The organism is Mycobacterium sp. (genome assembly GCF_046095365.1).
GTDB lineage: Bacteria > Actinomycetota > Actinomycetes > Mycobacteriales > Mycobacteriaceae > Mycobacterium.
The window spans coordinates 40,250-66,349 of record NZ_JBJTJF010000050.1; the positions used below are offsets into that span (position 1 = coordinate 40,250).

The 26,100-nt window shown below is 69.3% G+C and carries 21 protein-coding genes; 12 read left to right on the top strand and 9 right to left on the bottom strand.

The genetic code is table 11. The features are described 5' to 3' along the window. Position 1 precedes the first annotated feature (1 nt). The 3 genes from ACKOQ4_RS03625 to ACKOQ4_RS03635 all read left to right on the top strand — a co-directional run bounded on the left by ACKOQ4_RS03625 (position 2) and on the right by ACKOQ4_RS03635 (position 4,785). The gene (locus ACKOQ4_RS03625) at positions 2 to 2,191 is read left to right on the top strand and encodes an adenylate/guanylate cyclase domain-containing protein (RefSeq protein WP_526288949.1); all 2,190 of its coding nucleotides are present in this window, start codon (positions 2 to 4) and stop codon (positions 2,189 to 2,191) included. After that, positions 2,188 to 3,639, top strand: coding sequence for a mechanosensitive ion channel domain-containing protein (locus ACKOQ4_RS03630; protein ID WP_526288907.1), 1,452 nt, complete (start codon positions 2,188 to 2,190; stop codon positions 3,637 to 3,639). Before ACKOQ4_RS03625 ends, ACKOQ4_RS03630 begins: the two co-directional genes overlap by 4 nt. Before the next feature lie 147 nt (positions 3,640 to 3,786). After that, positions 3,787 to 4,785, top strand: coding sequence for an alpha/beta hydrolase (locus ACKOQ4_RS03635; RefSeq protein ID WP_526288951.1), 999 nt, complete (start codon positions 3,787 to 3,789; stop codon positions 4,783 to 4,785). Positions 4,786 to 4,838: 53 nt separating this feature from the next. On the opposite strand, the gene ACKOQ4_RS03640 is transcribed toward ACKOQ4_RS03635, so the two are convergent. After that, positions 4,839 to 6,320 carry an acetyl-CoA acetyltransferase gene (locus ACKOQ4_RS03640; protein WP_526288909.1) on the bottom strand — a complete coding sequence of 494 codons (1,482 nt, stop codon included), beginning with the start codon at positions 6,318 to 6,320 and terminating at the stop codon, positions 4,839 to 4,841. A gap of 193 nt (positions 6,321 to 6,513) precedes the next feature. On the opposite strand from ACKOQ4_RS03640, the gene ACKOQ4_RS03645 reads away from it, so the two are divergent. Then, positions 6,514 to 8,835, top strand: a complete 2,322-nt coding sequence (locus tag ACKOQ4_RS03645; protein ID WP_526288911.1) for an arylsulfatase — start codon at positions 6,514 to 6,516, stop codon at positions 8,833 to 8,835. A gap of 10 nt (positions 8,836 to 8,845) precedes the next feature. Here the strand turns inward: ACKOQ4_RS03645 and ACKOQ4_RS03650 are convergent, their stop codons facing one another. Further along, complete coding sequence (locus ACKOQ4_RS03650) at positions 8,846 to 10,297, bottom strand: aldehyde dehydrogenase (protein ID WP_526288913.1); 1,452 nt, start codon at positions 10,295 to 10,297, stop codon at positions 8,846 to 8,848. Further along, positions 10,294 to 12,639 carry a CaiB/BaiF CoA-transferase family protein gene (locus ACKOQ4_RS03655; protein WP_526288915.1) on the bottom strand — a complete coding sequence of 782 codons (2,346 nt, stop codon included), beginning with the start codon at positions 12,637 to 12,639 and terminating at the stop codon, positions 10,294 to 10,296. Before ACKOQ4_RS03655 ends, ACKOQ4_RS03650 begins: the two co-directional genes overlap by 4 nt. 153 nt (positions 12,640 to 12,792) lie before the next feature. On the opposite strand from ACKOQ4_RS03655, the gene ACKOQ4_RS03660 reads away from it, so the two are divergent. Continuing rightward, entirely contained in the window at positions 12,793 to 13,557 is a 765-nt protein-coding gene (locus ACKOQ4_RS03660) for a CPBP family intramembrane glutamic endopeptidase (protein WP_526288917.1), read from the top strand. 43 nt (positions 13,558 to 13,600) lie between these two features. Here the strand turns inward: ACKOQ4_RS03660 and ACKOQ4_RS03665 are convergent, their stop codons facing one another. From ACKOQ4_RS03665 to ACKOQ4_RS03685, 5 genes are all read right to left on the bottom strand, one after another. After that, on the bottom strand, positions 13,601 to 14,602 hold the full coding sequence (locus ACKOQ4_RS03665; protein ID WP_526288953.1) for a zinc-binding alcohol dehydrogenase family protein: 1,002 nt from the start codon (positions 14,600 to 14,602) through the stop codon (positions 13,601 to 13,603). A gap of 129 nt (positions 14,603 to 14,731) precedes the next feature. Continuing rightward, entirely contained in the window at positions 14,732 to 15,004 is a 273-nt protein-coding gene (locus ACKOQ4_RS03670) for a GlsB/YeaQ/YmgE family stress response membrane protein (RefSeq protein ID WP_526288919.1), read from the bottom strand. 137 nt (positions 15,005 to 15,141) lie between these two features. Continuing rightward, positions 15,142 to 16,266 (bottom strand): APA family fibronectin-binding glycoprotein, encoded by a 1,125-nt coding sequence (locus ACKOQ4_RS03675; RefSeq protein ID WP_526288921.1) that lies wholly within the window; start codon positions 16,264 to 16,266, stop codon positions 15,142 to 15,144. Positions 16,267 to 16,349: 83 nt separating this feature from the next. Beyond that, positions 16,350 to 17,426 carry a sulfate/molybdate ABC transporter ATP-binding protein gene (locus ACKOQ4_RS03680; protein ID WP_526288923.1) on the bottom strand — a complete coding sequence of 359 codons (1,077 nt, stop codon included), beginning with the start codon at positions 17,424 to 17,426 and terminating at the stop codon, positions 16,350 to 16,352. Further along, positions 17,419 to 18,234 (bottom strand): ABC transporter permease, encoded by an 816-nt coding sequence (locus tag ACKOQ4_RS03685; protein WP_526288955.1) that lies wholly within the window; start codon positions 18,232 to 18,234, stop codon positions 17,419 to 17,421. The genes ACKOQ4_RS03680 and ACKOQ4_RS03685 overlap by 8 nt, the downstream gene beginning before the upstream one ends. Before the next feature lie 139 nt (positions 18,235 to 18,373). Between ACKOQ4_RS03685 and ACKOQ4_RS03690 the strand changes: the two genes are divergently transcribed. The 4 genes from ACKOQ4_RS03690 (at position 18,374) to ACKOQ4_RS03705 (ending at position 22,672) form a co-directional block, all read left to right on the top strand. Continuing rightward, a complete protein-coding gene (locus ACKOQ4_RS03690; RefSeq protein WP_526288957.1) occupies positions 18,374 to 18,757 on the top strand; it encodes a DUF1304 domain-containing protein in 384 nt (127 codons plus the stop codon). Between the two features lie 33 nt (positions 18,758 to 18,790). After that, on the top strand, positions 18,791 to 19,708 hold the full coding sequence (locus ACKOQ4_RS03695) for an LLM class F420-dependent oxidoreductase (protein ID WP_526288925.1): 918 nt from the start codon (positions 18,791 to 18,793) through the stop codon (positions 19,706 to 19,708). A gap of 87 nt (positions 19,709 to 19,795) precedes the next feature. Further along, positions 19,796 to 21,169, top strand: coding sequence for a type II NADH:quinone oxidoreductase Ndh (gene ndh / locus ACKOQ4_RS03700; RefSeq protein WP_526288927.1), 1,374 nt, complete (start codon positions 19,796 to 19,798; stop codon positions 21,167 to 21,169). A 141-nt stretch (positions 21,170 to 21,310) separates the two neighbouring features. Beyond that, positions 21,311 to 22,672 (top strand): sensor histidine kinase, encoded by a 1,362-nt coding sequence (locus tag ACKOQ4_RS03705; protein WP_526288929.1) that lies wholly within the window; start codon positions 21,311 to 21,313, stop codon positions 22,670 to 22,672. Positions 22,673 to 22,676: 4 nt separating this feature from the next. On the opposite strand, the gene ACKOQ4_RS03710 is transcribed toward ACKOQ4_RS03705, so the two are convergent. Continuing rightward, the gene (locus ACKOQ4_RS03710) at positions 22,677 to 23,087 is read right to left on the bottom strand and encodes a PaaI family thioesterase (protein WP_526288931.1); all 411 of its coding nucleotides are present in this window, start codon (positions 23,085 to 23,087) and stop codon (positions 22,677 to 22,679) included. Positions 23,088 to 23,239: 152 nt separating this feature from the next. On the opposite strand from ACKOQ4_RS03710, the gene ACKOQ4_RS03715 reads away from it, so the two are divergent. From ACKOQ4_RS03715 to gnd, 3 genes are read left to right on the top strand one after another with little or no spacing between them, the layout of a single operon-like run. Further along, on the top strand, positions 23,240 to 23,629 hold the full coding sequence (locus tag ACKOQ4_RS03715) for a BlaI/MecI/CopY family transcriptional regulator (protein WP_526288959.1): 390 nt from the start codon (positions 23,240 to 23,242) through the stop codon (positions 23,627 to 23,629). A 46-nt stretch (positions 23,630 to 23,675) separates the two neighbouring features. Next, positions 23,676 to 24,599 (top strand): M56 family metallopeptidase, encoded by a 924-nt coding sequence (locus ACKOQ4_RS03720; RefSeq protein ID WP_526288933.1) that lies wholly within the window; start codon positions 23,676 to 23,678, stop codon positions 24,597 to 24,599. A 22-nt stretch (positions 24,600 to 24,621) separates the two neighbouring features. Further along, positions 24,622 to 26,073, top strand: a complete 1,452-nt coding sequence (gene gnd, locus ACKOQ4_RS03725; protein WP_526288935.1) for an NADP-dependent phosphogluconate dehydrogenase — start codon at positions 24,622 to 24,624, stop codon at positions 26,071 to 26,073. The last annotated feature ends 27 nt before the right edge of the window (positions 26,074 to 26,100 follow it).

Below are 26,100 nucleotides of genomic sequence, written 5' to 3' on the forward strand. Positions count from 1 at the left end.
GATGTCGGTTCCGCCTGAATCCGATGGGGACGCACGCGCCCAGGAGTCCCGGTCGGCCCTGGCCGAACGGCTGAGGCGGCGCCGGTCCCGCCGCAGTCTGCTGGGCCGGGTCAGCATCCAGTCCAAGCTCATGCTGATGCTGCTCACCATGAGCGTCCTGGCGACGGCGATCGCCGGAGGCATCGGGTTCCAGTCCGGCCGGCAGTCGTTGCGGGCGGCGGTCTTCGAGCAGCTGACCGCGGTCCGCGAGGCACAGGCGCGGGTGCTCGAACTCGGGCTGAAGGACATCAGCGGCGTGATGCTGATCGTCAGCCGCGGTGAGACCGTGTCCAACGCGCTGAGCGCCTTCAACACCGCCTTCGACCAGTTGAGCTCCGCCACGGTCGACCCGGCCCAGAACCAGGCGATCGTCGACTACTACACCAAGCGATTCGGCGCCGCCGAGGACGGCCGCATCGACGTCAACGCGCTGCTGCCCACCTCCAGCGCGGCCAGATACCTGCAGTCGCGCTACACCGTCGCCTTCCCGGACCGGGACAAGGCCGTGGCCGTCGACGACGCCAAGGACGGCAGTGCGTGGTCGGCGGCCAACGCCCGATACAACGACTACTTCCGGGAGTTCGCCACCCGACTGGGATTCCGGGACGCATTGCTGATCAATACCCGGGGCGATGTGGTCTACTCCGCGCACAAGGGTGTCGAACTGGGTACCAACGTCCTCACCGGCCCGTTCCGTGGCGAAAGCTCACTACCCGATGCGTTCCGGAAAGCCATGGCCTCCAACGACATCGACTTCACGACGACCACCGACTTCGCCGACTATCTGCCGTCCGGTCAGCCGACCGCCTGGATGCTGGTTCCGATCGGCCCGCCGGGCCGGGCGATCGGAGCGCTCGTCGCGGAGTATCCGGCGTCGATCGTCAACTCCCTGATGACCGCCAACCGGCAGTGGTCGCGCGTGGGGATGGGCCGGACCGGGGAGGCCTTCCTGGTCGGCAAGGACGACCTGATGCGCTCGGACTCCCGGTTGTTCCTCGAGGATCCGGAGGCCTACCGCGCCGATGTGGTCTCCGCCGGAACGCCGCCGCAGGTCGCCGAGCGCGCGATCAATCAGGGCACCACGGTGCTTGTCCAGCCGGTCGCGACCGAGGCCACCGATGCGGCCCAGCGCGGCGAGACCGGCACCCTCATCGCCACCGACTATCTCGGCCACCGGGCACTGTTGGCCTACGCTCCCCTCGACCTGAAGAACCTGGACTGGATCGTCGTCGCGGCGGTGGACGCCGACGAGGCCTTCGCGCCGGAGCGCAACTTCGCCAAGCGGCTGGTCCGCTCGACCGCGCTGATCATCTTCCTGGCCTGCCTTGCCGCGATGGTGTGGTCCAGGCTGTTCGTGCGGCCGATAAAACGACTCGAGGACGGCGCCGAGCAGATCAGCACCGGAGACTACAACCTCCGGCTCCCGGTGGACACCAACGACGAGTTCGGCGACCTCACCGACGCATTCAACGAGATGAGCCGCAATCTGTCCATAAAGGACCAGCTGCTCACCGAGCAGCGCGCCGAGAACGACCGGCTGCTGATGTCGCTGATGCCGGAGTCGGTCGTGGAGCGTTACCGCGGGGGTGAGCAGACCATCGCCGAGGAGCACCGGGACGTCACGGTGATCTTCGCCGATCTGGTGGGTCTTGACGAGTTGTCCACCGAACTCGAGGCCGACGAGTCCCTGACGATCATCAACAAGCTGGTTCGCCAGTTCGACGCGGCAGCCGAGAACCACGGAATCGAGCGGGTACGCAACACCCACAACGGATACCTCGCCAGCTGCGGGCTGACGGTACCGCGGCTGGACAACATCCACCGGACCGTCGCCTTCGCCATCGACCTGCAGCGGATCGTCAACCGGTTCAACGCCGAGAGCGGTCGCAACATCCAGCTGAGGGCAGGTATCGACACCGGTGCGGTCACCAGTGGACTGGTCGGCCGGGCGGGCCTGGTTTACGACCTGTGGGGTGGGGCGGTACACCTGGCGTCGAAGATCCGCCGCGGGTCGGCTCAACCGGGCGTCTACGTCAGCCAGGACGTCTACGAGGCGACCCGGGACACCCGCCGCTACACCCCCGCCGGCAACATCAAACTCGAGGGACGTGACGAGCCGACCTGGCGGCTGGCAGAGGATCGTGACGCGTGAGCGTCTTCGCAGAGCCGTGGTTCTACTGGTCGATTCTCATCGCGGTCGGGCTGCCGCTGGTTCTGGTGCTGCTGACCGAGATTCAGCTCGCGCTGAACCGCCGGGGCAGCATCCTGGCCAAACCGGTCGGGCTGCTGCGCAACTTCATCGTCCCGCTGGGCGCACTGCTGCTGATCCTGGTCAAGACGACGTCGATCTCGGTGGAGGCCACCGGCGTGCGGATCGTGGAGACGGTCCTCGGATTCTGCGTGCTCGTGATGGCGCTGTCGGGGGTCAGCGCGACTGTCTTCTCCAACGCGCCGGCGGGTTCCTGGCGCCGGCGGATGCCGTCGATATTCATCGACGTCGCGCGCTTCGCGATCATCGCCGCGGGCCTGGCGCTGATCCTCGCCTACGTCTGGGGGGCCAACGTCGGCGGCCTGTTCACCGCACTGGGCGTCAGTTCGATCGTGCTGGGCCTGACGCTGCAGAACTCGGTGGGCCAGATCATCTCGGGGCTGCTGCTGCTGTTCGAGCAGCCTTTCCAGATGGGCGACTGGGTGGAGACCACCGCGGCACGCGGCCGGGTGGTCGAGGTCAACTGGCGGGCCACCCACATCAACACCGGCAGCGGGCTGGAGATCATCCCGAACTCGGTGCTGGCGGGCCAGGCGTTCACCAATCTCAGCCGCCCGCCCGGTGGCCACACCATCACGGTCAACACCAAGTTCGCCGGCACCGACGCCCCCGACGAGGTGTGCGCCCTGCTCGGCGAAGTCGCCTCCAGACTGCCGCATCTGCACCCCGACGGCGAGGCGGTCGCCAACGCGACCAGCAGCACCGAGTACACGATCACCATCCCGGTGCGCTCGCCTGCCGACGACGTCGCCGCACGAACCACCTTCCAGCGCTGGCTGTGGTACGCGGCACGTCGCGAAGGCCTGAGCCTGGATGGAATCGAGGACGACTTCTCCACTCCGGCCCGCCGCGCTGAGGCGTTGCGCAAGATCGCCCCCGTCCTGCGTGCCAGCAGTTCAGACCTGGAGTCGTTGCTGCCGCACGTCAAGGTGCAGCGGTACGGAGCCGACGAGGTGATGCAGACCAGCGGAGAGGTGCCGACCGGAATGTCCTTCGTTGTGAAGGGCCGGATTCGACTGGTGGTGCTCGGCGAGGGCGGCGCGCCGGTTCCGGTGGCCACCCTGTACGAGGGTGACTTCATCGGGCAGACCGCGCTCACCCGCGAACCCGTCTCCGGCAGCGCTCACGCGGTGGGCGAGGTGACCGTGCTCCACGTCGACCGGGATACCGTGGAGCAGTTGGTTTTTCGCAAGCCCGAACTACTCCAGGACCTCAGCCAGGCCATCGACGCCCGGCGCGCCCGCGCGCGGGACGCCGCAGCCGGAGGCGGTGAGAGCTCCGCCTCGCCCGATCCGACGGGTCCGATTCAGGCGGTACCGACCGAGCCCTGAGCCCGGCATAACTTCGCGTGACACGATCGTTGCGCAACTGCGACTTGGCGCACCGCTGTGCGTAACGGTCACCGTATCGCCACGGTGCTTCACTACCGGAACAGCAGTTCATTGGCTGCTCAGGTAAGCACGGTGATGGGAGTCCACATGAAGATCGTCGAGAAGTTGCGAGGCACATGGATGCGCCGGACGGCCGCAGCCGTCGCCGCAGCGGCGGTGCTGCCCGGCCTGGTCACAGTCGCGGGCGACCCGGCCACCGCATCGGCCTTCTCCCGTCCCGGCCTGCCGGTTCTCTACCTCGACGTGCCCTCGCCGGCGATGGGCCGGAACATCAGAATCCAATTCCAGGGCGGCGGCGAGCATGCCGTCTTCCTGATGGATGGGCTTCGTGCACAGGACGACTACAGCGGCTGGGACATCAACACGCCCGCGTTCGAGTGGTTCCTGAACTCCGGGCTTTCGGCGGTCATGCCGGTCGGCGGGCAGTCCAGCTTCTACACCGACTGGTACCAGCCGTCGCAGGGCAACGGCCAGAACTACACCTACAAGTGGGAAACGTTCATGACCCAGGAACTGCCGGCCTACCTGAAGGACAAGCACGGCATCAACCCGAACGGCAATGCCGTAGTCGGTCTCTCGATGGCCGGCAGCGCCGCGCTCACCTACGCGATCTACTACCCGCAGAAGTACGTCTACGCCTCGTCCCTGTCAGGCTTCCTCAATCCCTCCGAGGGCTGGTGGCCGATGCTGATCGGTCTTGCGATGAACGACGCCGGCGGCTTCAACGCCCAGAGCATGTGGGGCCCGTCGTCCGACCCGGCCTGGCGACGGAACGACCCGATGATCAACATCAACAAGCTGGTGGCCAACAACACCCGGATCTGGATCTACTGCGGCACCGGGACGCCCTCGGAGCTGGACACCTCCGGTGGCGGCGGCAATCTGATGGCCGCGCAGTTCCTGGAGGGCTTCACGCTGCGGACCAACAAGACCTTCATGGAGAACTACCTCGCCGCCGGCGGTAAGAACGGAGTCTTCAACTTTCCGCCGAACGGGACTCACAGCTGGGGTTACTGGGGTTCCCAGCTTCAGCAGATGATCCCCGATATGCAGCGGGTTCTCGGCGCTCACCCATCCGGCGCCTGAGAGTCCGTTTCACCAGCAGGCCTGTCGCCCGCTCGGGGGCGGCAGGCCTGCTGTCATCCGGCGAGCAGTTCGGCGCGGCCGTCGGGCCGCACCCGCACCGGCGCGCCGGCGATGTCCTCGGCGACCGTCCTCGCCGCCTCGCCGGCGTCGTCGATCACCGCAAGGGTCCGCGCGCCCTCGGGCGTCAGAACCGAGAGAAAAGCCTTCTCCGGATTGCCGTCCCGGTCGTAGGGGGTGGTCCAGGACTCGACGACGCCCTCGCCCTCCCACTCCACCAGCGCGGCCCGGGTCGGCTCGCGGTCGACGGCGTCCTGGACGTCCTCCCAACGGAACTCGTGCGGGGGCGGGGTGGCGCTGTAGACGCCGAAACTGTGTTTGGTCAGATAGCCGCCGTTGGCGGTGATCAGACCCCGGGATCGCGGGGCCTGCCGGAGCCGCTCGGCCATCGTCGCGATCGAGTGCATGACGTAGTTGTTCCAGGGACCGCCCGCGAAGGTCAGCCCGCCGGTCACCGTCAGCGGCCGGCCCGGGTCACCCACCGGCAGACCGATCTCGCGGGCCGCCACCTGAACCGCGGACGGGAAGCAGGAGTAGATGTCGATGAGATCGAGATCGTCGGCGCCCACTCCGGCCAGCTCCAGCACCCGCGCGGCACCGATCCGGATGGCCGGGGACCTGTGCAGGTCGTAACGCTCGGCCACCCCGTAGGTGTCATGCGATTCGGTACCGGCATAGGGGAAGACCCAGGTGTCGGGAGGCACCTGAAGATAGGTCGCCTTCTCCACCGAGCACAGCAGCACCGCGGCAGCCTGGTCGACCATGTTGTTGGAGTTCATCAGCTTCGGATAGGGCCAGCTGATCATCCGGTTGTCCGGTCCGGGCTGCCAGATCTGCTCGGCCGGTACCGCCTCTCGGCTCCACGCGTGCGGATTGCCCTGCGCCACAGCGCTGAACTGCGCCCACAACTGCCCGATGCGGCGGCGGTGGTCATCGCTCGACTCTCCCGCGGCGATCCTCAGGGCCTGCTCGAAGAGCGGGTAGACGAATGCCGGGCGATCCAGGCCGATGCGGTCCTCCCCCGGGCCTGACATCGGCACGCTGCCGTCGCCGCCGGGAGGCACCGGCACCGACTCGTCCTGGCGAGTCCATTCCGGCCGTAACCCGCGGGCCCGCAACCGCATCCGGGTGCGCCAGGTCTCCGCCCCGACCAGCAGCACGGCGTCGGCCCGGCCCAGCCGGATATCCAGGCAGGCCTGATTGAGCAGCGACTGCGGGGTGTTGCCGCCGATGCCGCTGTAACGAGTGGACGCCTCCGGAGCGCCGATCCGCAGGCCCACCAGCAGGCCAGGATCGCGGTATCGCCAGGACAGCAGATTGACCACCCGGATGGAGTCCAGAGCCTGCAGCACGCGCGGGTCGGCGGCTTTCCGGGCCGCCGCGGCCATCAGGTCGACCGGCTCGACCTCGGGTGACTCGTCGCGCTGGTTGACCTGACCGACGCCGGCGATCACCGGCGTGCGCGGGCCCAGGCTCATTCGACAACCCCTTCCCTTGACAGGTGTCAACTTAACATCGGGCAGATGGGACACCGGACCGGGCGCCGCGTTCCTCGGGTTCTCGCAACCAAACCGGGAGCCCGCATCACGACCGCTTGCTGGCCAAAGCGTCGGCCACGACGAGCGGGGCAAGCGGCGTGCAAGGATGAGTCGCCGACGCGAAAGGATATCCATGACAAAGCCGTTCAAGGGAGTCATCAAACTCGACGTCCGGGACTCGGTGCCGGACTGGGGGCCTTACGAGTTGACCAGGGCTCCCGAGGGCGCCCCCAACATCCTGATCGTGCTCTACGACGACACCGGCCTGGCGGCCTGGTCGCCCTACGGCGGCCGGATCGACATGCCGACCCTCGACCGGCTGGCCGGTAACGGCCTGGCCTACACCCAGTGGCACACCACGGCGCTGTGCTCCCCGACCCGGTCGACCTTCCTGACCGGACGCAATCATCACGTCAACCGCTGCGCGGCGATCACCGAGGGTTCGAACGGCTTCCCCGGCGCGGCCGGCCGGCTGCCCGCCGAGTGCGCCACCATCGGCCAGGTGCTGCAGGACAACGGCTACAGCACCTTCTGGATCGGCAAGAACCACAACGTTCCAGAAGAGGACATCTCCGCCGGCGGCAGCCGCTCGGAGTGGCCGCTGTCCAAGGGCTTCGACCGGTTCTACGGATTCCTCGGCGGGGAGACCAACAACTGGTACCCCGACCTGGTCGAGGACAACCGCTTCATCGAGCCGCCGGCCTCCCCGGAGGAGGGTTACCACCTCTCCAAAGACCTTGCCGACCAAGCTCTTCGGATGTTGCGCGACCAGCACTCCGCAACCCCGTCCAAGCCGTGGTACATGTGGTTCTGCCCCGGCGCCAACCACGCCCCGCACCACGCACCGCAGGAATACATCGACAAGTACAAGGGCAAGTTCGACGACGGCTACGAGGCCTACCGCGAGTGGGTCCTGGCGCGAATGATCGAACGCGGCGTGATGCCGGAGGGCACCGAACTGACCCCGCTCAACCCGATGCCCGAGGACGTCGCCAACGAGGGCGACTACGTGCGGCCGTGGGCCGAACTCAACGACGACGAGCGCAAGCTCTTCGCCCGGATGGCCGAGGTGTTCGCCGGTTTCTCGGAGTACACCGACGTCCAGGTCGGCCGCATAATCGACTACCTCGAGCAGACCGGTCAGCTGGACAACACGCTCATCTTCTACTGCGCGGACAACGGCGCCTCCGGGGAGGGCTCGCCGAACGGGTCGGTCAACGAGAACAAGTTCTTCAACGGCTACCCCGACGAGCTCTCGGAGAACATGCAGTACCTGGACACCCTGGGCAGCCCGGAGACCTACAACCACTACCCCACCGGCTGGGCGGCGGCGTTCTCCACTCCGTTCCAGATGTTCAAGCGCTACGCCCAGTTCTCCGGCGGCACCTGCGATCCGCTGGTGATCCACTGGCCCAGGGGAATCAAGGCCAGGGGCGAGATGCGCCACCAGTACCACCACTCCACCGACGTCGTGGCGACCATCCTCGATGTCACCGGACTGGAGATGCCCGAGGTGTACCGGGGCGTGGAGCAGTACCCGCTCAACGGCGTATCGATGCGCTACAGCTTCGATCAGGCCGACGCCAAGACGAAGAAGAAGCGTCAGTACTACGCCATGCTGGGAACCCGTGGACTGTGGCAGGGCGGCTGGAAGGCCTCCGCGCTGCACGCCCCGATCAGCGGCAAGGGCAACTTCGACTCCGACGTCTGGGAGCTCTACCACGTCGACGCCGACCGGGCCGAGTCCACGAACGTCGCCGACAAGCATCCCGAGAAGCTCAAGGAGCTCATCGACGCCTGGTTCGAGGAGGCCGACAAGAACTTCGTTCTGCCCCTTGACGATCGCACCGCGGTCGAGCAGCTGGGCAACGCACGTCCCCAGGCCGAGCCGCCGCGCAACCGCTACATCTACTACCCCGACACCGCTCCGGTGCCCGAGGGTGCGGCGGTCAACGTCCGCGGGCGGTCCTACAAGATCCTCGCCGACGTCGAGGTCACCAAGGACACCGAGGGCGTGATCTTCGCGCACGGGTCACGCTTCGGCGGGCACACCCTGTTCATCAAGGACGGAAAGCTGCACTACGTCTACAACTTCCTGGGCATCAAACCCGAGCAGGAGTTCGTCTCACCCAAGCTCACAGCGGGCAACCACACCCTCGGGGTGGAGTTCGTCCGCGAGGGCGCCGGCGAGCACGGCGAGTCGACGGGAACGGCGAAGCTCTACGTCGACGAGAAGGTGGTGGCCGAGGGTCCGATGCGGGCCCAGGTCGGCAAGTTCACCCTCTCCGGCGACGGATTGTGTGTCGGGTTCGACAGCGCCGACCCGGTCAGCCGCTCCTACCCGCCGGGCTTCCCGTTCACCGGCGGGCGGATCCTCGGGGTGGGCGTCGACATCGGCGGGGACCAGTACCTGGATCTGGAGCGGGAGGCCGCTGCGGCGTTCGCCCGCGACTAGTCACAGCGGGTCAGGCGTCGGCGGGACCCACCCGGTAGATCGACTTGAGGCTGAAGAACTCCTCGAGACCCTCCGGCCCGAGTTCGCGGCCGATGCCGCTGGCTTTGACGCCGCCGAAGGGCGCGTTGATGTCCAGTTGGTAGTCGTTGACGCCGACGGTGCCGGTCCTGATCTCGCGGGCGACCTCGGTCGCCCGGTTGGTGTCGGTGGACCACACCGTGCCGGCCAGGCCGAACTCGCTGTCGTTGGCAAGCGCGACGGCCTGTTCGTCGCTGTCGTACGGAATCACCGCCAGCACCGGCCCGAAGATCTCCTCCCGGGCGATGGGGTCGGAGTTGTCGACGTCGGCGAACACCGTCGGCTCGACGAACCAGCCACGTGGCTGATCCGCCGGAATCCCGCCGCCGGCAACGAGTTTCGCGTCACTGTTCCTCCCCGCCGCGATGTAACCCAGTACTCGATCCCGCTGGCGGGAACTGACCACCGGACCGATGTCGGTCGCGGTGTCCAACGGGTTGCCGACATTGAGACCGCTGACCAGATCGGCCAGTGCGTCAACGACCTCGCCGTACCGCGACCGCGGTGCGAGGATGCGTGAACCCAGAAAGCAGGTCTGGCCGTTGTTGATCAGCGAGACCGACCGTAACCCGCGCATGGTCGCGGTCAGATCGGCGTCATCGAGAATGATCGCCGCGGACTTGCCGCCCAGTTCGAGGGTGACCGGCCGCAGCAGGCGTCCGCAGACCTCGCCGATGATCCGCCCGACCGCGGTGGAGCCGGTGAAGCTGACCTTGTCCACGCCGGGGTGCGAAACCAGGTGGGCACCGGCCCCGGTGCCCCCCGGCAGGATGTTGAGCACACCCTTGGGCAGCCCGGCCTCCTCGGCGGCCTGTGCGAAAACCATTGCGTCCAGCGCAGTTTCCGGTGATGCCTTCAGGACGACCGCGCACCCGGCCGCCAGAGCCGGGGCGAGCTTGAAGGCGGCCAGTGCCTGCGGGTAATTCCACGGCACGATCGCCGCAACCACACCGACCGGCTCACGGCGCACGATGGTGTGACCGGTCCGGCTGGGCCGGACCTCCTCGATCGGCGTGGCGGTGACCAGCTTGGCGTAGTAACCGAACAGCGCGGCGGGAAACTGCCCGTTGGCGCCGCTGGACAGCGCCATCGGCATCCCGTTCTCCCGGCTCACCAGTTCGCTGGTGTCCGCCGCGCGGCGGTGCAGGGCCGCGGCGAACCCCGTGAGGACCCCGGCCCGGGGGTCGGGGGATGCCGATGCCCAGCCGGACAGTGCGCGTCGGGCGGCGGCGACGGCGGCGTCGACGTCCGCCTCGGTGGCGCTGGCACCGTCACCGAGCAACTCGCCGGTCGCCGCTTCCAGGACCGGTTCCGCCTTCTCGGCGGCGCGGAACTCGCCGTCGATGAACAGTTCCGGGCGGGCGGTCCTCGAATGTGCGGTCACGGCGGCACTCCTTGTCTCTCCTCGGTGGCGAACAGAACTCCGTCGGCGATCAGCCGCTCGGTCTCGGCCGGGGACAGGTCCAGAACGTCACGGCAGACCGCGCGGGTGTCGGCACCCGGCAACGGAGCGGGCCGCAGCGGGGAACGCGGGATGTTGCGGAAGGGCGCCGGGCCGGTCTCGGCGGGCAGCGGAACCTCCAGCAACGGATGGACCATGTCGGTCAGGACCTGACGCGACCGCAACTGCGGGTTCTGGTAGACCTCGTCGGCGCGGGACATCGGCCCGGCCGCGACGCCGGCGGCCTGCAGGCGCTGCGCGACGTCCAGCGGCGCTTGCCGGGCCGCCCAGTCTGCCAGCGGAACGCCCGCAGTGAGCGCGGCAACCGCTTCGCGGTCGGCTTCCGAGCACAGCGACACCACGCACCACTCGTCGTCGCCGGCGCAGGGCAGCACCAGGTGCTCGGCGGTGCTGGACCGGACCCCCGCGGCTCCGTCACCGGAGGCGGCCAGCGAGACGAAGACGGTGTCGAGCTGGTTGATCCCCGCCTCGGCCTGCGAGACGTGGATCCTGGCCCCGAAACCGCAGCGCTGCCGGCGAATCAGGGCCGCCAGCGCGCCTATCGCGGCGATCCGCCCCACCACGTGGTCGGGGAAGATCGTCGTCGCGTCGTAGAAGGGGTGTCGGGCAAGCGGATTGGGCTGATCGGAGGCCCACAGGCTGGTCACGCCGGTCGCGGCCCGGACCAGCGGGCCGTACCCCATCCGGGTGCTCCACGGCCCCGCGTCGCCGTAGGCGCTGCTCTCGGCGAGCACGATGCCCGGATTGAGTTCGCGCAGCCGCTCGTAGTCCAGGCCGAGGGCGCGCAGGGTTCCCGGCTTGAAGTTGGCGAAGACGGCGTCGGCCCGGGCGACGAGTTTGGCGAACACCCCGGTGCCGGCCGGACTGCGAAGGTCCAGGCCGAATCCCAGATGGTTGCGGTGAGCGCGGGCGAAGGAGTCACCGATCGCCTGGTGCTCACGCTTCTGCCGTAGACCGTCCGGATAGGCGGCACTCTCGACCTTGATGACTTCGGCCCCCATGTCGCCGAACAACCGACTCAGCTCTCCCCCGGCGACGATGATGCCGAGGTCGACGATCCGGATTCCCGCAAGCGGAAGTCCGCCGGCAGCTGCGATCGGTTCCGGGTCGAACGACTCGGTGCGCCAGTCGATTTCATCGCACGACAGGGCCGGAGCCGGGGTGCGGATACCCGCCCGGTATCCGTCGACCGACCAGTAACCGACTGGTACCCGGGCACTGAGGCCGGGAGCCAGCGCGGTGTCGGCGAGGGCTCCGACCGCGCCTAGATGGTCGGAATGCAGAGCCTCGGCGGGAGTCAGGACCGCCGCGATCGGCACACCGTGTCGTTGGCCTTCGGCGACGAGTTCGTCCCTGGTCCGATCGGCGAACATCGCACCGATCAATGCTCCGAGTTCGGGGAACGCCTGCGCTCGGGCGGCAAGGCTGTCGAATCGCGGGTCGAGAAACTGCTCGGGCTCGCCGAGCCAGGCGCGCAGTCCATGCCACTGCCGCGGCGCCATGACACAGATCCGCACGAATCCGTCCCGGCACCGGAAGATCGGATACAGGTCCTGGTTGCGGGGCCTGCCCCGCCAGCGTTCGCCGGCGGTGCGGGCGGTGGCGGCCTGACCTTGGGTCCCGAACGGCGGATCCAATGCCATGACGACGGCGTCGAAGCGGGAGAAGTCGATGTAATCGCCGGCACCGCAGCGCAGTCTGTTGTAGTAGGCGAGCAACGCGACCCAGGCGGCCTGGACCGCCGCCGTCGCCGAGGCGATCCCGTCCGGGGGAAGCACCGGGGTGCCGGTAGCGGGCCCGGATCGCGACAGGGCGGTGCCCATCGCGTAGAACACCGGGTCGGTGGCGCGCCACGACGCGTACGGCCCGGTGCTGCCGAAATCGCTCACCAGCATCGTGACCAGGTGGCTGAACCGGTCGGCGAGTCGCTCACACGTCGTGCCGTAGGCCGCGGCGCGGCCCGGGATGCCGCTGTCGACGACCACGTCTGCACCGGCGGCCAGTTCGACCAGCCTGCGACGATCGGCGGGATCGGCGGGATCGAGTGCCACCGATCGCTTGTTGGCGTTATGCAGGGAAAAGGGAATGCTCACCCCGGCGAGGGTCGGCCGGGCGGAGCGGGCCGTGCCGCCGCCGGGCGGTTCGATCTTGATCACGTCGGCCCCCAGGTCGGCCAGCAGCCTGGTGACGGTGTCGGCCTCGCCGTCGCAGAGGTCGAGCACCCGCATGTGCGCCAGCAGTGGCTCGCTACCGCTCAACACCATGCCTTCCGTCCTCCGGCGCCGAGCTTAGTGGCTGGCTGCGACTCGGCCCTGGCAGCGAGCCGATTTCGGCCGCCGGCGGCGTTTATTCCCGATTGTCGGGTGCGTTACACGCGGGGCCTCCGGCGCCGTTTCCGCCGGTAGGATGGCGGGCAAATGTCTGCCTACAGCGCCCCCGCCGCGCCGCCGCACCCTGCACTGGCGCACCTGGCGGCCCTGCACCACTTCCGGGTCTATGCCGACATCGTCCTTGTCGTCGTCGTGCTCGCCATCACCAATCTGGTCGCGCACTTCACCACGCCCTGGGCCGGCGTGGCGACGGTGCCGGCCGCCGCGCTGGCACTGCTGCTGCTGGTTCGGGCCCGCGGGTTGGGCTGGTCGGAACTCGGCCTGGGCCGGGAGCACTGGAGATCGGGAGCCGGCTACGCGCTGGCGGCGACCGGGCTGGTCATCGCAGTGGTCGCCATCGGCGCGCTGTTGCCGTGGACCCGGCCGCTGTTCCTCAATGACCGCTACGCCTCATTCTCCGGCGCGGTGATCGCCTCGATGGTCATCATCCCGCTGCAGACCGTCATTCCCGAGGAACTGGCGTTCCGGGGCGTGCTGCACGGCACCCTGGACCGGGTCTGGGGTTTCCGCGGCGTGGCCGCGGCCGGGTCGCTGCTCTTCGGCCTGTGGCACATCGCGTCGTCGCTCGGTCTGACCAGTGGCAACGTCGGCTTCACCCGGGTGCTGGGCGACGGGGTGTTCGGCATGGTCGCCGGTGTGGTGGGCGCGGTGATCGCCACCGCCGCCGCGGGCTTCGTGTTCACCTGGCTGCGCCGCCGCAGCGGCAGCCTGATAGCGCCCATCGCGCTGCACTGGTCACTCAACGGCGTGGGCGCGCTGGCCGCCGCGCTGGTGTGGCACCTGTCGACCTAGGCAGGCCTCCACTCATGCCTGCCGCCGTGAGCCCGGGCAGAACTCACGGCAGCAGCACCGCGGCCCCGGCGATCCTTCCCTCCGCCAGGTCGATCAGGGCCTGATCGGCCCGGCTCAACGGGTAGCGCGGGGTGGTGACCTCGATGCGGTGCTCCTCGGCGAAGGCGAGGAATTCGCGGGCGTCGGCACGGGTGTTGGAGGTGACCGATCGCAGCCGGCGTTCCTGGAACAGGTGACGCTGGTAGTTCAGCGGCGGGATGTCGCTGAGGTGGATTCCGGCGACCGCGAGCGTCCCGCCGCGGTCCAGAGCCTCCAGCGCGGGCGGCACCAGATCCCCTACCGGAGCGAACAGTATCGCCGCGTCGAGTTTCGCCGGCGGGGCATCGGCGGCACCGCGGGCCGATGCCGCCCCCAGAGCCAGTGCCAGCTCACGGGCTCCGGCGCCGCGGGTCATCACATGCACCTCCGCACCCAGGGCGATGGCCACCTGGGCGGTGATGTGCGCGCTGCCGCCGAACCCGTAGAGCCCGAGCCTCCCACCGGGCGGCAGCTCGGCGCGCAGCAGGGCGCGGTATCCGATAATCCCCGCACACAACAGCGGTGCCAGCTCGCCGTCGGTGTATCCATCCGGAAGCCGGAGGGCGAATTCCGCTGGGACGGTCGTGAAGTCGGCGTAACCGCCGTCGGCGTCCCACCCCGTGTAAAGGGATTGCGGGCACAGGTTCTCCGCGCCGCGTCGGCAGTAGCGGCACCGTCCGCAGGTGTGACGCAGCCAGGCGATGCCCACCCGGTCACCGATCGCGTAACCGGTGGCGCCCGCCCCGAGTCCCACCACCTCTCCGACCACCTCGTGTCCGGGGGTGACCCTTGGGCGGTGCACGTTCAGGTCGCCCTCGGCCACGTGCAGGTCGGTTCGACAGACCCCGCACGCGCGGACGGCAACCAGCAGCTCGCCGTCGGCGGGTTCGGGTACGGCGGCCAGTTCGTCGAACTCGAGCGGTCCGCCGCCGGCCGGCCCCGGCCGGCGGACCCGCCAGCAGCGCATGGTTCTCACGATTTCAATCGTGCGCGCTCAATCGCGCTCGCTCAATCGTGCCCGGAACCCGGCGCGGGCGAAGCGACCGCCGGGCCGGCGCGAGCCGGTCCGGCGGTCACCGCGGAAGCGGTCGGACGCTTAGACCCGCGGCCTTGAGAATTTGCGATAGACCAGCAGAAGAATCACCGCGCCCACCAGCGAGCCCAGGAACGAGTGCTTGATCGGCGGGGTGAGCTCGAACTGGTGCGGCGAGAAGATCAGGCTGCCCAGCGTGCCGCCGACCCAGCCGCCGGCGATGCCGAGCAACGCGGTCGACAGCCAGCCCAGATGACCGCTGCCGGGAACCAGCAGTTTGGCGATGAATCCCACGATGAGGCCGAGGATGACCATCCAGATGATGTTCATGATCATGGTGACGCACTCCGTCCTTGGACAGGCTCAGCGGGACGCCGAGCGCATCCTTCCGGTATAGCCTGCGGCCGTAACGATTCGGAGAACCGAACGGCTACGAATGGGCGGCGGGAGGCCGCCGGTGTGTCACTGAGGCGTCAGGCTGCGGGCGCCGGAGCGGGCGGCGGCGCCGGAGCGGGCGGCGGCGCGGGCGCAGCCGGGGCGGCAGGCGCAGCTTCCGGTGCGGGTGCGGGCGCGGGCAGTCCCGGAACCGGCATCTCAGGCACCGGCGTCGTCACCGGAACCGGCACTCCCAACGCCGGTGCTCCCGGCGCGGCAGGGGCGTTCGGATCGGGGGCCGGCGCAGCGGGCGCGGGCGGCGGCGTATACGGCCGGATCGACTGGGCGAGCGCGGTTGCCCCCGCCGGGTCGACGGGACTCTTGGCGGTTCCCAGCCACACCTCGAACCACCGGTTGCTGCCGGAGCCGACGACGCCGGCCCAGATCTGGCCGTTCGGCGTGCTTGTGTCGGTGAACTTCACCTCGTAGGACGACCAGGCCCCGGGCATGTCGCCGGCCTGCAGCGTGCCGGTCTGCTGGTTGATGCGGCTACCGGGGAAGGGCATGAAGAACTCCCCCATGTCCGAGGCCAGCCGCACGGCCGCCTTGCCGTTGTCGGCCTCGGCGCCGGCGAACAGCTTCAGGTCGAGTCGACCCAGCAGCACGCTGGTGTCGCTCGCGGTGGCCGCGGGTTGACCGGGCAGCGGCGCGGGACCGGTCTGCTTGAGCAGCAGCGCCTGGCCATAGCTCAGCCGCGATGCGTCGGCCACCTCCCAGCCGCCGGGCAGGATGTAGCTGAATCCGCCGGCCGCGTTCTCGACTCGGGCGGCGTCGGGGGCAGGGGCCGCGTTCGGATCCGCCGGAGGCGGAGCCGGAGAAGCCGGAGCCGGCGGCGCGTTCGGATCCGCCGGAGCCGGAGCCGGAGAAGCCGGCGCCGGCGGCGCGTTCGGATCCGCCGGAGCCGGAGCCGGAGGGGCATTGGGGTCAGCCGGCGGCGGAGAGGCCGGAGCCGGGGCCGGCGCCGCGTTCGGATCCGCCGGAGCCGGAGGGGCATTGGGGTCAGCCGGCGGCGGCGCGGCGGTGGTCGGTGCGGGCGGCGGCGGAACCGGATCTGCCTGTGCCGGGGCCATGGCGATGGTCACTGCGCCGGCTCCCGCGATGGCGGTGGCGGCAAGGGCCGTCCACAGTCCGGGGCGGCGTGAGGTCGGGTCCGACTGCGTCATGGCCCAAGAACCTACCGTGTTACAGCCGTGACGCAAGTGTGCGGTCCGGCTGTGTCGCGCGACTTTTCCCGCTACCACCGGTCTTAACGGCGGGATGCGGCGTGCAAACTCACTTCCTGGGTCTTTACTGTGAACCACGCTGGAAAGTCGACGATCAGTCCCAATTCAGCAACGGCCTCCGGGGTGATGTCGGCAGCCAGGCCGGGCCAACCGTCGGGCTGGGCGGCCGCCCGCACCCGGACCACCGGCCCGGCGACCTCCAGGCTCGCCACCGGCGCCCGCACACTGTTGCGCGGACTTCCGTGCGGCTGATCGGTGTAGACCGCCACCGACGCCGGGGAGAACACCGCCACGGCATCGGCTCCCGCAGGCAACGGTTCGGCGGGCAGCCCGTGCCAGGTCTGGCCGCCGGCAGTGCGCAGGGCTCCCGGCGCGGTGACGACTCCCCGAACCAGGTTCACCCCGGCGATCCGCGCTCCGAAAGCGCTGCGGGGCGCTGCAAGCACATCGGCGACCGAACCGCTCTCGACGATCCGGCCGCACTCCATCACCAGCACGCGGTCAGCCAGACCGACCACGTCGAGCAGGTCGTGGGTGACGAGCACGACCGGTCGGGCACCGCCCTGGCCCAACACGTCGCGCAGCGCCCGGCGGACCGATGCGGCGGCGGCGACGTCCAGACCGGCCAGCGGCTCGTCGAGCAGCAGTACCTCCGGTTCCGCGGCCAGCGCCCGGGCCAGCGCCACCCGCTGCGCCTCGCCGCCGGACAACTCCGCCGGGCGGCGGTCCGACAGGCCGGCAGCTCCGACCCGCTCCAACCACAGCCGCGCGCGGGTCCGGCCGTCGTCGCGGCGGCCCGCGGCGAAGAGCACGTTGCCGCGCACACTCAGATGCGGGAACAGCAACGGATCCTGCATCAGCACGCCGACCCTCCGGTCGTGGACCGGGACGTGCACCCCCCGGGCGGTGTCGGTGAGGGTGCGCGGGCCCACCCGGATCGCCGCCCGATCGGCACGTAACAGCCCGGCGACCACCGAGGCCGTGGTCGACTTTCCGGCCCCGTTGGGTCCGAGCACGGCAAGGACCTCCCCCTCCGAGACGCCGAAGGAGACGTCGACTCCGCGTTCCTCGACGGTGGCCGACACCTCGAGGTCAGCCACCCGGCCGTCCCCAGCCGGAGGCGACCCGCACGCCCAGACCCACGACGATCACCCCCGCGACAGCGATCAGCAGGACGGACAACGCCACCGCGGCGTCGGCGTCGGCCTCGCGCTGCAGGTAGATCTCCAGCGGCATGGTGCGGGTCACCCCCTGACGGGATCCGGCGAAGGTCAGCGTGGCCCCGAACTCCCCCAGTGCCCGGGCGAACGCCAGCACGGCGCCGGAGAGCAGTCCCGGGGCCAGCAGCGGCAGGGTCACCCGCCACCACACCGTCGACGGCGCGGCCCCCAGCGTTGCGGCCACCGTGTCGTAGCCGGAGCCCATGGCCCGCGCGGCCCCTTCGATCGCGATCACCAGAAACGGCAGCGAAACGAACGTCTGGGCGAGCACCACCGCGGCGGTGGTGAAGGCCACCCGGATTCCGGCCGCCTCCAGGTAATGCCCCACCAGCCCCAGCCGGCCGAACACGTATAGCAGCGCGAGTCCGCCGACCACCGGCGGCAGCACCAGGGGCAGCAGGGTCAGCGACCGCAGCAGACGTGCCCAACGGCCCCGGTGGCGGGCCAGGACCAGTGCCAGAGGCACGCCGAGAATCAGACAGAGCAGAGTGCTCGCGGCCGCCGTCTGAAGGCTCAGCAGCAGCGCGGCGCGTGACGCGGGACTGCCGACCAACGCGCCGAAGCGGGACCAGTCGACCTTTCCGGCCAGCGCAACCAACGGCAGTGCGATGAACAGGACCGCGAGGGCCGCCGGCAGGTAGACCCACCGCGGCAGCGCCACCGGAACGGCCGGACGGGACTGCCTCAGAGGCGTCACACCCATGACGTCACACCCATGACGTCTCACCCATGACGTCTCACCCTAGGCCGGAGCCCGGTCTCACCGTCGGCTAGTGTCCGACTCGCTCGGACCCGGGCACCACGACTCCGCCATCCGGGGGTTTCAGATGATCAGCGCCGGACTTGTCTTCGCGGCGCTGGCCGCCGGCCTGCACGTCTATATCTTCGCGCTGGAGTCCTTCGCCTGGACCACAGCGCGCACTCGTGCGGTGTTCGGGACCACACCGGAGGAAGCCCAGACCACCAGGATGCTGGCCTTCAATCAGGGCTTCTACAACCTCTTCCTCGCGGTGGTCACCGTCGTCGGCGTCGCGCTGGTCCTGGCCGGGCACCGAAGCGTCGGCGCCGCGCTGATCCTGGCCGGAGTCGGGTCCATGCTCGCCGCCGCCGTCGTGTTGTTGTCGTCGTCGCCGGACAAGGCACGGCCGGCGATCATCCAGGGCGCCTTTCCACTCCTGGCCGTGGTGCTGATTTCCCTCAGCCTGTTCTGAGCGTGCGCCGCAGCCGCATTACTGTTGCCAGGCGTGACGATCCGACTCGGCCTGCAGATCCCGAACTTCTCCTACGGCACGCCGGTGGCCGAGTTGTTCCCCACCGTGATGGCCCAGGCGCGCGAGGCCGAGGCGGCCGGATTCGACGCGGTCTTCCTGATGGACCACTTCTATCAGCTGCCGATGCTCGGCTCTCCCGACGAGCCGATGCTGGAGGCCTACACCGCACTCGGGGCGCTGGCGACCGGCACGGAGCGGGTTCTGCTCGGCACGCTCGTCACCGGAAACACCTACCGCAACCCCACCCTGCTGGCCAAGAGCATCACCACTCTGGACGTCCTCAGTCAGGGCAGGGCGGTGCTGGGCGTCGGGACCGGCTGGTTCGAACTGGAGCACACCCAGCTTGGTTTCGAGTTCGGCACGTTCACCGAGCGGTTCGCCAAACTCGACGAGGCGCTGGCGATCATGCTGCCGATGATCGCAGGCGAGCGGGTCACCTTCCAGGGCCGGTACTACCGCACCGAGGATGCCGTGGCCGTACCGCGATTCCGCGACCACATCCCGCTGATGATCGGCGGAAGCGGTGTGAGGAAAACCTTCGGACTGGCCGCCCGCCACTTCGACCACCTCAACATCATCGCTGCCCTGCCCGAGTTGCCGGCAAAGATGGCGGCGCTGGCCGCCCGCTGCCGGGAGGCCGGCCGGGACCCGATGACCCTGGAGACCAGCATTCTGCTGACCGCCATCCCCGATCGCGAGTTCACCGACGACATGGTGCCCAAACCGATGCGCGGCCGGATGGTGGTGGGCAGCCCGGAGCGGATCGCCCAAACGATCAGCGACCACGTGGTCGACGCCGGCGTCGACGGGGTGATCGTCAATCTGCCGTCCGACGTTCCCGGGTCGATCGCCCGGGTCGGCGAAGCGCTGCGGCCGGTGTTGGGACCGTGAGCCCGCGATGGGACGATGACCGGTGCCCGCCCGCCGGTCCCCGCGGCCCGCTAACGTAACGATGTCAGGTTTCACCGAGGAGCGAAGATGACCCACCCAGGCGCCACCCCGACGGATAAGCACAAGGTCGTGATCATCGGCTCGGGCTTCGGCGGGCTGAGTGCCGCCAAGAAGCTCAAGCGGGCCGACGTCGACATCAAACTGATCGCCAAGACCACCCACCACCTGTTCCAGCCACTGCTCTACCAGGTGGCCACCGGCATCATCTCCGAAGGCGAGATCGCGCCGCCGACCCGGGTGATACTGCGCAAGCAGAAGAACTGCCAGGTTCTGCTCGGCGAGGTCACCAACATCGACCTGGCCAACCAGTCCGTCGACTCCGAACTTCTGGGCCACACCTACAGCACGCCGTACGACACCCTCATCGTGGCCGCGGGCGCGGGCCAGTCCTACTTCGGCAACGACGAGTTCGCCGAGTGGGCGCCGGGCATGAAGACCATCGACGACGCCCTGGAGGTCCGTGGCCGCATCCTGGGTGCGTTCGAGCAGGCGGAGCGGTCCAGCGATCCGGAGCGCCGGGCCAAACTGCTCACCTTCGTCGTCGTCGGCGCGGGGCCGACCGGCGTTGAGATGGCCGGCCAGATCGCCGAGTTGGCCGACAACACACTCAAGGGCACGTTCCGGCACATCGACTCCACCAAGGCTCGGGTGATCCTCCTCGACGCCGCCCCGGCGGTGCTGCCCCCTATGGGAGAGAAGCTCGGCCGTAAAGCGGCTCAGCGGCTGGAGAAACTCGGCGTTGAGATCCAGCTCAACGCGATGGTCACCGACGTCGATCGCAACGGGGTCACCGTCAAGCGCGCCGACGGCACCATCGACCGGATCGAGTGCCAGACCAAGGTGTGGTCGGCCGGGGTGGCCGCCACCCCGCTGGCCAAAATCCTGGCCGACCAGTCCGGCGCGGAAATCGACCGCGCCGGCCGGATCAGGGTGCTGCCCGACCTCACCGTGCCCGGGTACCCGAACGTCTTCGCCGTCGGCGACATGGCGCTGGTCGACGGTGTGCCCGGTCAGGCGCAGGGTGCCATTCAGGGCGCCCGTTACGCGGCCGGCCGGATCAAGGCCGAACTCAGGGGGGCCGATCCTGCGGCCCGCGAGCCGTTCAAGTACTTCGACAAGGGTTCGATGGCCACCGTCTCGCGGCACTCCGCAGTGGTCAAGGTCGGCCCGATCGAGTTCAGCGGGTACTTCGCCTGGCTGTCATGGCTGTTCCTGCACCTGGCCTATCTGGTCGGATTCAAGGCGCGGATCGTCACCGCGTTCTCCTGGCTGACCACGTTCATCGGCAGTCACCGCGGCCAGCTCACGATCACCGAGCAGCAGGCCTACGCGCGCACCCGGATCGAGCAACTCGAGGAGATCGTCGAGGAAATCGAGGACGCCGAGATCACCGCCTCCTGAGGGCGGTGCGGAACGAACGATGGGAACGAGGGGAACGAGGGGAACCATGCCCGCTGCACGTCGATCCCGGCGCTGCGACCTGCCCCCGCGGGCCCTGATCCTCGCCCACGCCGTTTAGCCGAACCGCGGCGAACATCCGCCATGCTCAGACCCCGTGAACTCGTCTACCGGCTGCTGCAGCGGCTGCCGACCCGGATGTTGTCGCTGCGCACGATCGTGATCACCGCCGCACTTTCGGTCGTCATCCTGGTCCTCACCCTCGGCACCTGGGTGTGGGTCGGGGTCACCAACGACCAGTACAGCCAGTTGGACCGGCGATTGGATTCGGTCAGCAGTCTCGGCGATTTCAGCACCCTGCTCTCCGGGCCGCCTGCGCCCGGAACCCCAAGCCCCGACGGCAATCTCGTGCGCACCGTACGGGTCGGCAGCACGACGGTGTCGATGCCCACCGACGTCGTGCTACCCGAGCTCGCCGACGGCTACGCGGACACCAGTATCGACGGTGTCCAGTACCGGGTCCGGACCTTCTCCGTCGGGGCCGCGTCGATCGCACTCGGGGCGCCGCTGGCCCAGACCCAGCGCCGGATCGCCGAACTGCACTGGCGCGTCGTTCTGATCTGCGGCGGGGTGATCATCGGAACGGTTTTGATCGGCTGGTTCTTCGCGCTGATCATGATCGACCCCTTCCGTCTGCTCGCCCAGCAGGCCCGTGCCATCAACGCGCAGTCCAAACCCGAGGAGGTCCAGGTCCGAGGCGTCAGCGAGGCGGTGGAGATCGGCGAAGCGGTCGAAGGCATGCTGGCCCGCATCGGCGACGAGCAGGCAAAGACCAGGGCCGCCCTGGAATCGGCGCGCGACTTCGCGGCCGTGGCCTCACACGAGTTGCGCACCCCACTGACCGCGATGCGCACCAACCTCGAGGTGCTGTCCACCCTGGACCTGACCGACGAGGGTCGCCGGGAGGTCATCGGCGACACCATCCGCACTCAGAGCCGCATCGAGGCCACCCTGACCGCACTGGAACGCCTGGCTCAGGGCGAACTGACGACCGCGGACGACTTCGTTTCGTTCGACCTCGCCGAACTGCTCGACCGTGCCGCGCACGACGCCGAACGCATTTATCCCGATCTTGCTGTTTCCCTTGTGCATTCACCGACAGTTGCCACAACCGGGCTTCCGGCCGGCTTGCGACTGGTGATCGACAACGCAATCGCCAACGCTGTGCGCCACGGTGGGGCGACCGAGGTCCGGCTCGAGGTCCACAGCACACCCGACGGCGTGGAGATCTCCGTCGACGACAACGGCAGCGGTGTGCCGGAGAGCGAACGGGCGGCGGTGTTCGAGAGGTTCTCGCGTGGTTCGACGGCAACCCACGCCGGCTCGGGGCTGGGACTGGCCCTGGTGGCGCAGCAGGCCGAACTGCACGGCGGCACTGCGTCGCTGGACACCAGTCCGCTTGGCGGGGCACGGCTGGTCCTGCGCCTGGCGCCGACTCGGCCGTGAGGGGCTACCCGGCTGCCGGGAGGTTCTGCAGGCGAACCTGCCCGCGGGCGATCAGCCGCTGCCGGTCGTCGCGAATGGACACCAGCCACAACTGCTGAAGCCGGCCGCGGTGAACGGGCTCGGACGCCGCGCGGACCGTGCCCTCGGTCACGGCCCGGAGGAAGTCGGTGTTGTTGTTCACCCCCACGACGTTGCCACCGCCGTTGGCCGACAGCCAGGTGTAGGCCGAGACGCTGGCCAGCGACTCCACCACCGAGCACCACACGCCGCCGTGAACGATGCCCATCGGCTGAAGCAGGGCGGGGTGCACGGTCAACTCCGCGCTGACACCGTCGGGAGTCACGTCGACGTACTTCAGCCCGACCGTGACATCGAAGGGCGCGGACAGTGCTTCTGGAGCATTCCCGGGTTCCACCCGTCCGTGTCTACACCGTGGACCACTCCGCCGGTTCCCGGGGGGCCGGTGGGATCCGGGGGAACTTTCCCGGGACCCGGGGAGTTGAACCGTGAAATCGAGGTACGACGCTCCGTAGTAACCGGAGTACCCTCGACATGGGAGATGAGGGCATGGCCAAGCTGACCGGTCTGGGCGACCTGGAGCGCAGCGTGATGGATCAGCTGTGGGCAGCCGAGCGGCCGCAGACCGTCCGGCAGGTCCACCAGGCCCTGGCCGTCCGGCGCGACCTCGCCTACACCACCGTCATGACGGTCCTGCAGCGCCTGGCCCGCAAGAAGCTGGTGGTTCAGATCCGCGATGACCGCGCTCACCGCTACGCGGCGGCGCACGGCCGCGACGAACTGGTGGCCGGCCTGATGGTCGACGCCCTGGACCAGGCGGTCGAATCCGGGGACCGCCGCGCCGCCCTGATCCATTTCGTCGAGCGGGTCGGCGCCGACGAGGCCGAGGCGTTGCGCCGGGCGCTGGCCGGCCTGGAGGCCAGACACCGCTCAGGCTGAGTCGAAAGACACCCACCGGCCTCCCCGCTGGGAGACACTGTCAGACGTGTCAGCGCTGGCCTTCACCGTCCTGGCCCTGGCTCTTGTCGGGCCGGTCCCGGGGTTGCTGGCGAAAGCCCACTGGCCGATGCGCGCACCCCGGGCCGCCGTCGTGCTGTGGCAGTCGATCGCCGTGGCCGCGGTGCTGTCGGCTTTCAGTGCCGGCCTGGCCCTCGCCACCAGGCTGTTCGTGCCCGGCCCCGACGGTCGTCCGACGGCTGATGTCGGTGAGCAGATCGCGGCCCTGGGCTGGCCGCTGTGGTTGGGCTCGGTGGCGGTGCTGGCCGCGACCCTGGTCATCGGCGCCCGCCTGGCGCTGGCCTTCGTCGAGGTGGCGGTGGGCACCCGCCGCCGGCGCGCGCAACACCGGATGATGGTCGACCTGCTAGCCGAGCACCGCCGCGAACTCGGCGCGGTGCGGGTGCTCGACGTCGCCGAACCGCTGGCCTACTGCCTGCCCGGCGTGCGCAGCCGGGTGGTCCTCAGCCGGGGCACCCTGGCTGCGCTCACCGAGCCGGAACTGGCCGCGATCCTGCGGCACGAACGGACCCACCTTCGGGCCCGCCACGACCTGGTGCTGGAGGCCTTCGTCGCGGCGCACACGGCATTCCCGCGGTTCGTGCGCAGCGCCAGCGCACTCAACGCGGTGGCGCTGCTGGTCGAACTTCTGGCCGATGACGCCGCGGTGCGGCACACCGGCCCCAGCCCGCTGGCCCGGGCTCTGGTGGCCTGCGCCTGCGGGCCGACCCCGGCCGGAGCCCTGGCCGCCGGCGGCCCGAGCACGGTGATCCGGGTGCACCGGCTCGCCGGACCGCCCAACAGCGTCGCGGTGGCCCTGGTCGCCTACATCGCCGCCGCCGCGGTACTGATCGTCCCCACCATCGCGGTGGCGGTTCCATGGCTGGCCGAACTGCAGCGGCTGTGGCCCTGACGACGACAAGAAAGGCGTTCCAATGAGCTCTTCGCAAAAGGCGACCGCGCAGATCGGCGTCACCGGGCTGGCGGTCATGGGTTCCAACATCGCCCGCAACTTCGCCCGGCACGGCTATACCGTTGCGCTGCACAACCGGTCGATCGGCCGCACCGATGCGCTGCTGGCCGAACACGGTTCGGAGGGCAAGTTCGTGCGGTCGGAGAGCGTCGAGGAGTTCCTCGCCGCCCTGGAGCGCCCGCGCCGGGTGCTGATCATGGTCAAGGCCGGGGAGCCCACCGACGCGGTGATCAACGAGTTGGCCGACGCGATGGAGCCGGGCGACATCATCATCGACGGCGGCAACGCGCTCTACACCGACACCATCCGGCGGGAGAAGGCGATGGCCGATCGCGGCCTGCACTTCGTCGGAGCCGGGATCTCCGGTGGTGAGGAGGGAGCGCTCAACGGGCCGTCGATCATGCCCGGCGGCCCGAAGGAGTCCTACGAGTCCCTGGGCCCGCTGCTGGAGGAGATCTCCGCACACGTCGACGGCGTGCCCTGCTGCACCCACATCGGACCCGACGGCGCCGGGCACTTCGTCAAGATGGTGCACAACGGCATCGAGTACTCCGACATGCAACTCATCGCCGAGGCCTATCAGCTGCTGCGCGACGGCCTCGGTCTGAGCGCCCGGGACATCGCCGAGGTGTTCACCGAATGGAACGCCGGCGATCTGGACAGCTTCCTGGTCGAGATCACCGCCGAGGTGCTGCGCCAGGTGGACGCCAAGACCGGCAAGCCCCTGGTGGACGTGATCGTCGACGAAGCCGAACAGAAGGGCACCGGCCGCTGGACCGTCAAGTCCGCGCTGGACCTGGGCGTGCCGGTCACCGGCATCGCCGAGGCGGTGTTCGCCCGCGCACTGTCCGGATCGGTGCCCCAGCGCCGGGCCGTGGCCGGCTTCGCCTCCGGGAAGCTCGGCGAGAAACCCGCGGATGCAGAGCAATTCATCGAAGACGTCCGCCAGGCCCTGTACGCCTCGAAGATCATCGCCTACGCGCAGGGCTTCAACCACATCCAGGCCGGGTCCGATGAGTACGGCTGGGATATCAGGCCCGGCGATCTGGCCACCATCTGGCGCGGCGGCTGCATCATCCGGGCCAAGTTCCTCAACCGGATCAAGGACGCCTACGACGCCGACCCGGCGTTGCCGACGCTGATCGCCGACCCGTACTTCCGCAGCGCCGTGGAGTCCGGCGTCGACGGATGGCGCCGCGTGGTGGTGACCGCCACCGAGTTGGGCATCCCCATCCCCGGTTTCGCCTCGGCGCTGTCCTACTACGACGGCCTGCGCGCCGAACGGCTGCCGGCCGCGCTGGTCCAGGGCCAGCGCGACTTCTTCGGCGCCCACACCTACGGCCGGATCGACGCCGAGCCTGCGGCGCGCTTCCACACCCAGTGGAGCGGCGACCACACCGAAGTCCAGGTCTGACTCCGCAGTCCACCGTCCCCGAGCCCG

What these genes read in the sequence shown, in the direction of transcription:
- ACKOQ4_RS03625 (WP_526288949.1), top strand. Translation starts at nt 2, where the DNA reads ATGTCGGTTCCGCCTGAATCCGATGGGGACGCACGCGCCCAGGAGTCC.
- ACKOQ4_RS03635 (WP_526288951.1), top strand. Translation starts at nt 3,787, where the DNA reads ATGAAGATCGTCGAGAAGTTGCGAGGCACATGGATGCGCCGGACGGCC.
- ACKOQ4_RS03640 (WP_526288909.1), bottom strand. Translation starts at nt 6,320, where the DNA reads ATGAGCCTGGGCCCGCGCACGCCGGTGATCGCCGGCGTCGGTCAGGTC.
- ACKOQ4_RS03645 (WP_526288911.1), top strand. Translation starts at nt 6,514, where the DNA reads ATGACAAAGCCGTTCAAGGGAGTCATCAAACTCGACGTCCGGGACTCG.
- ACKOQ4_RS03655 (WP_526288915.1), bottom strand. Translation starts at nt 12,639, where the DNA reads ATGGTGTTGAGCGGTAGCGAGCCACTGCTGGCGCACATGCGGGTGCTC.
- ACKOQ4_RS03660 (WP_526288917.1), top strand. Translation starts at nt 12,793, where the DNA reads ATGTCTGCCTACAGCGCCCCCGCCGCGCCGCCGCACCCTGCACTGGCG.
- ACKOQ4_RS03665 (WP_526288953.1), bottom strand. Translation starts at nt 14,602, where the DNA reads ATGCGCTGCTGGCGGGTCCGCCGGCCGGGGCCGGCCGGCGGCGGACCG.
- ACKOQ4_RS03670 (WP_526288919.1), bottom strand. Translation starts at nt 15,004, where the DNA reads ATGATCATGAACATCATCTGGATGGTCATCCTCGGCCTCATCGTGGGA.
- ACKOQ4_RS03675 (WP_526288921.1), bottom strand. Translation starts at nt 16,266, where the DNA reads ATGACGCAGTCGGACCCGACCTCACGCCGCCCCGGACTGTGGACGGCC.
- ACKOQ4_RS03690 (WP_526288957.1), top strand. Translation starts at nt 18,374, where the DNA reads ATGATCAGCGCCGGACTTGTCTTCGCGGCGCTGGCCGCCGGCCTGCAC.
- ndh (WP_526288927.1), top strand. Translation starts at nt 19,796, where the DNA reads ATGACCCACCCAGGCGCCACCCCGACGGATAAGCACAAGGTCGTGATC.
- ACKOQ4_RS03705 (WP_526288929.1), top strand. Translation starts at nt 21,311, where the DNA reads ATGCTCAGACCCCGTGAACTCGTCTACCGGCTGCTGCAGCGGCTGCCG.
- ACKOQ4_RS03715 (WP_526288959.1), top strand. Translation starts at nt 23,240, where the DNA reads ATGGCCAAGCTGACCGGTCTGGGCGACCTGGAGCGCAGCGTGATGGAT.
- gnd (WP_526288935.1), top strand. Translation starts at nt 24,622, where the DNA reads ATGAGCTCTTCGCAAAAGGCGACCGCGCAGATCGGCGTCACCGGGCTG.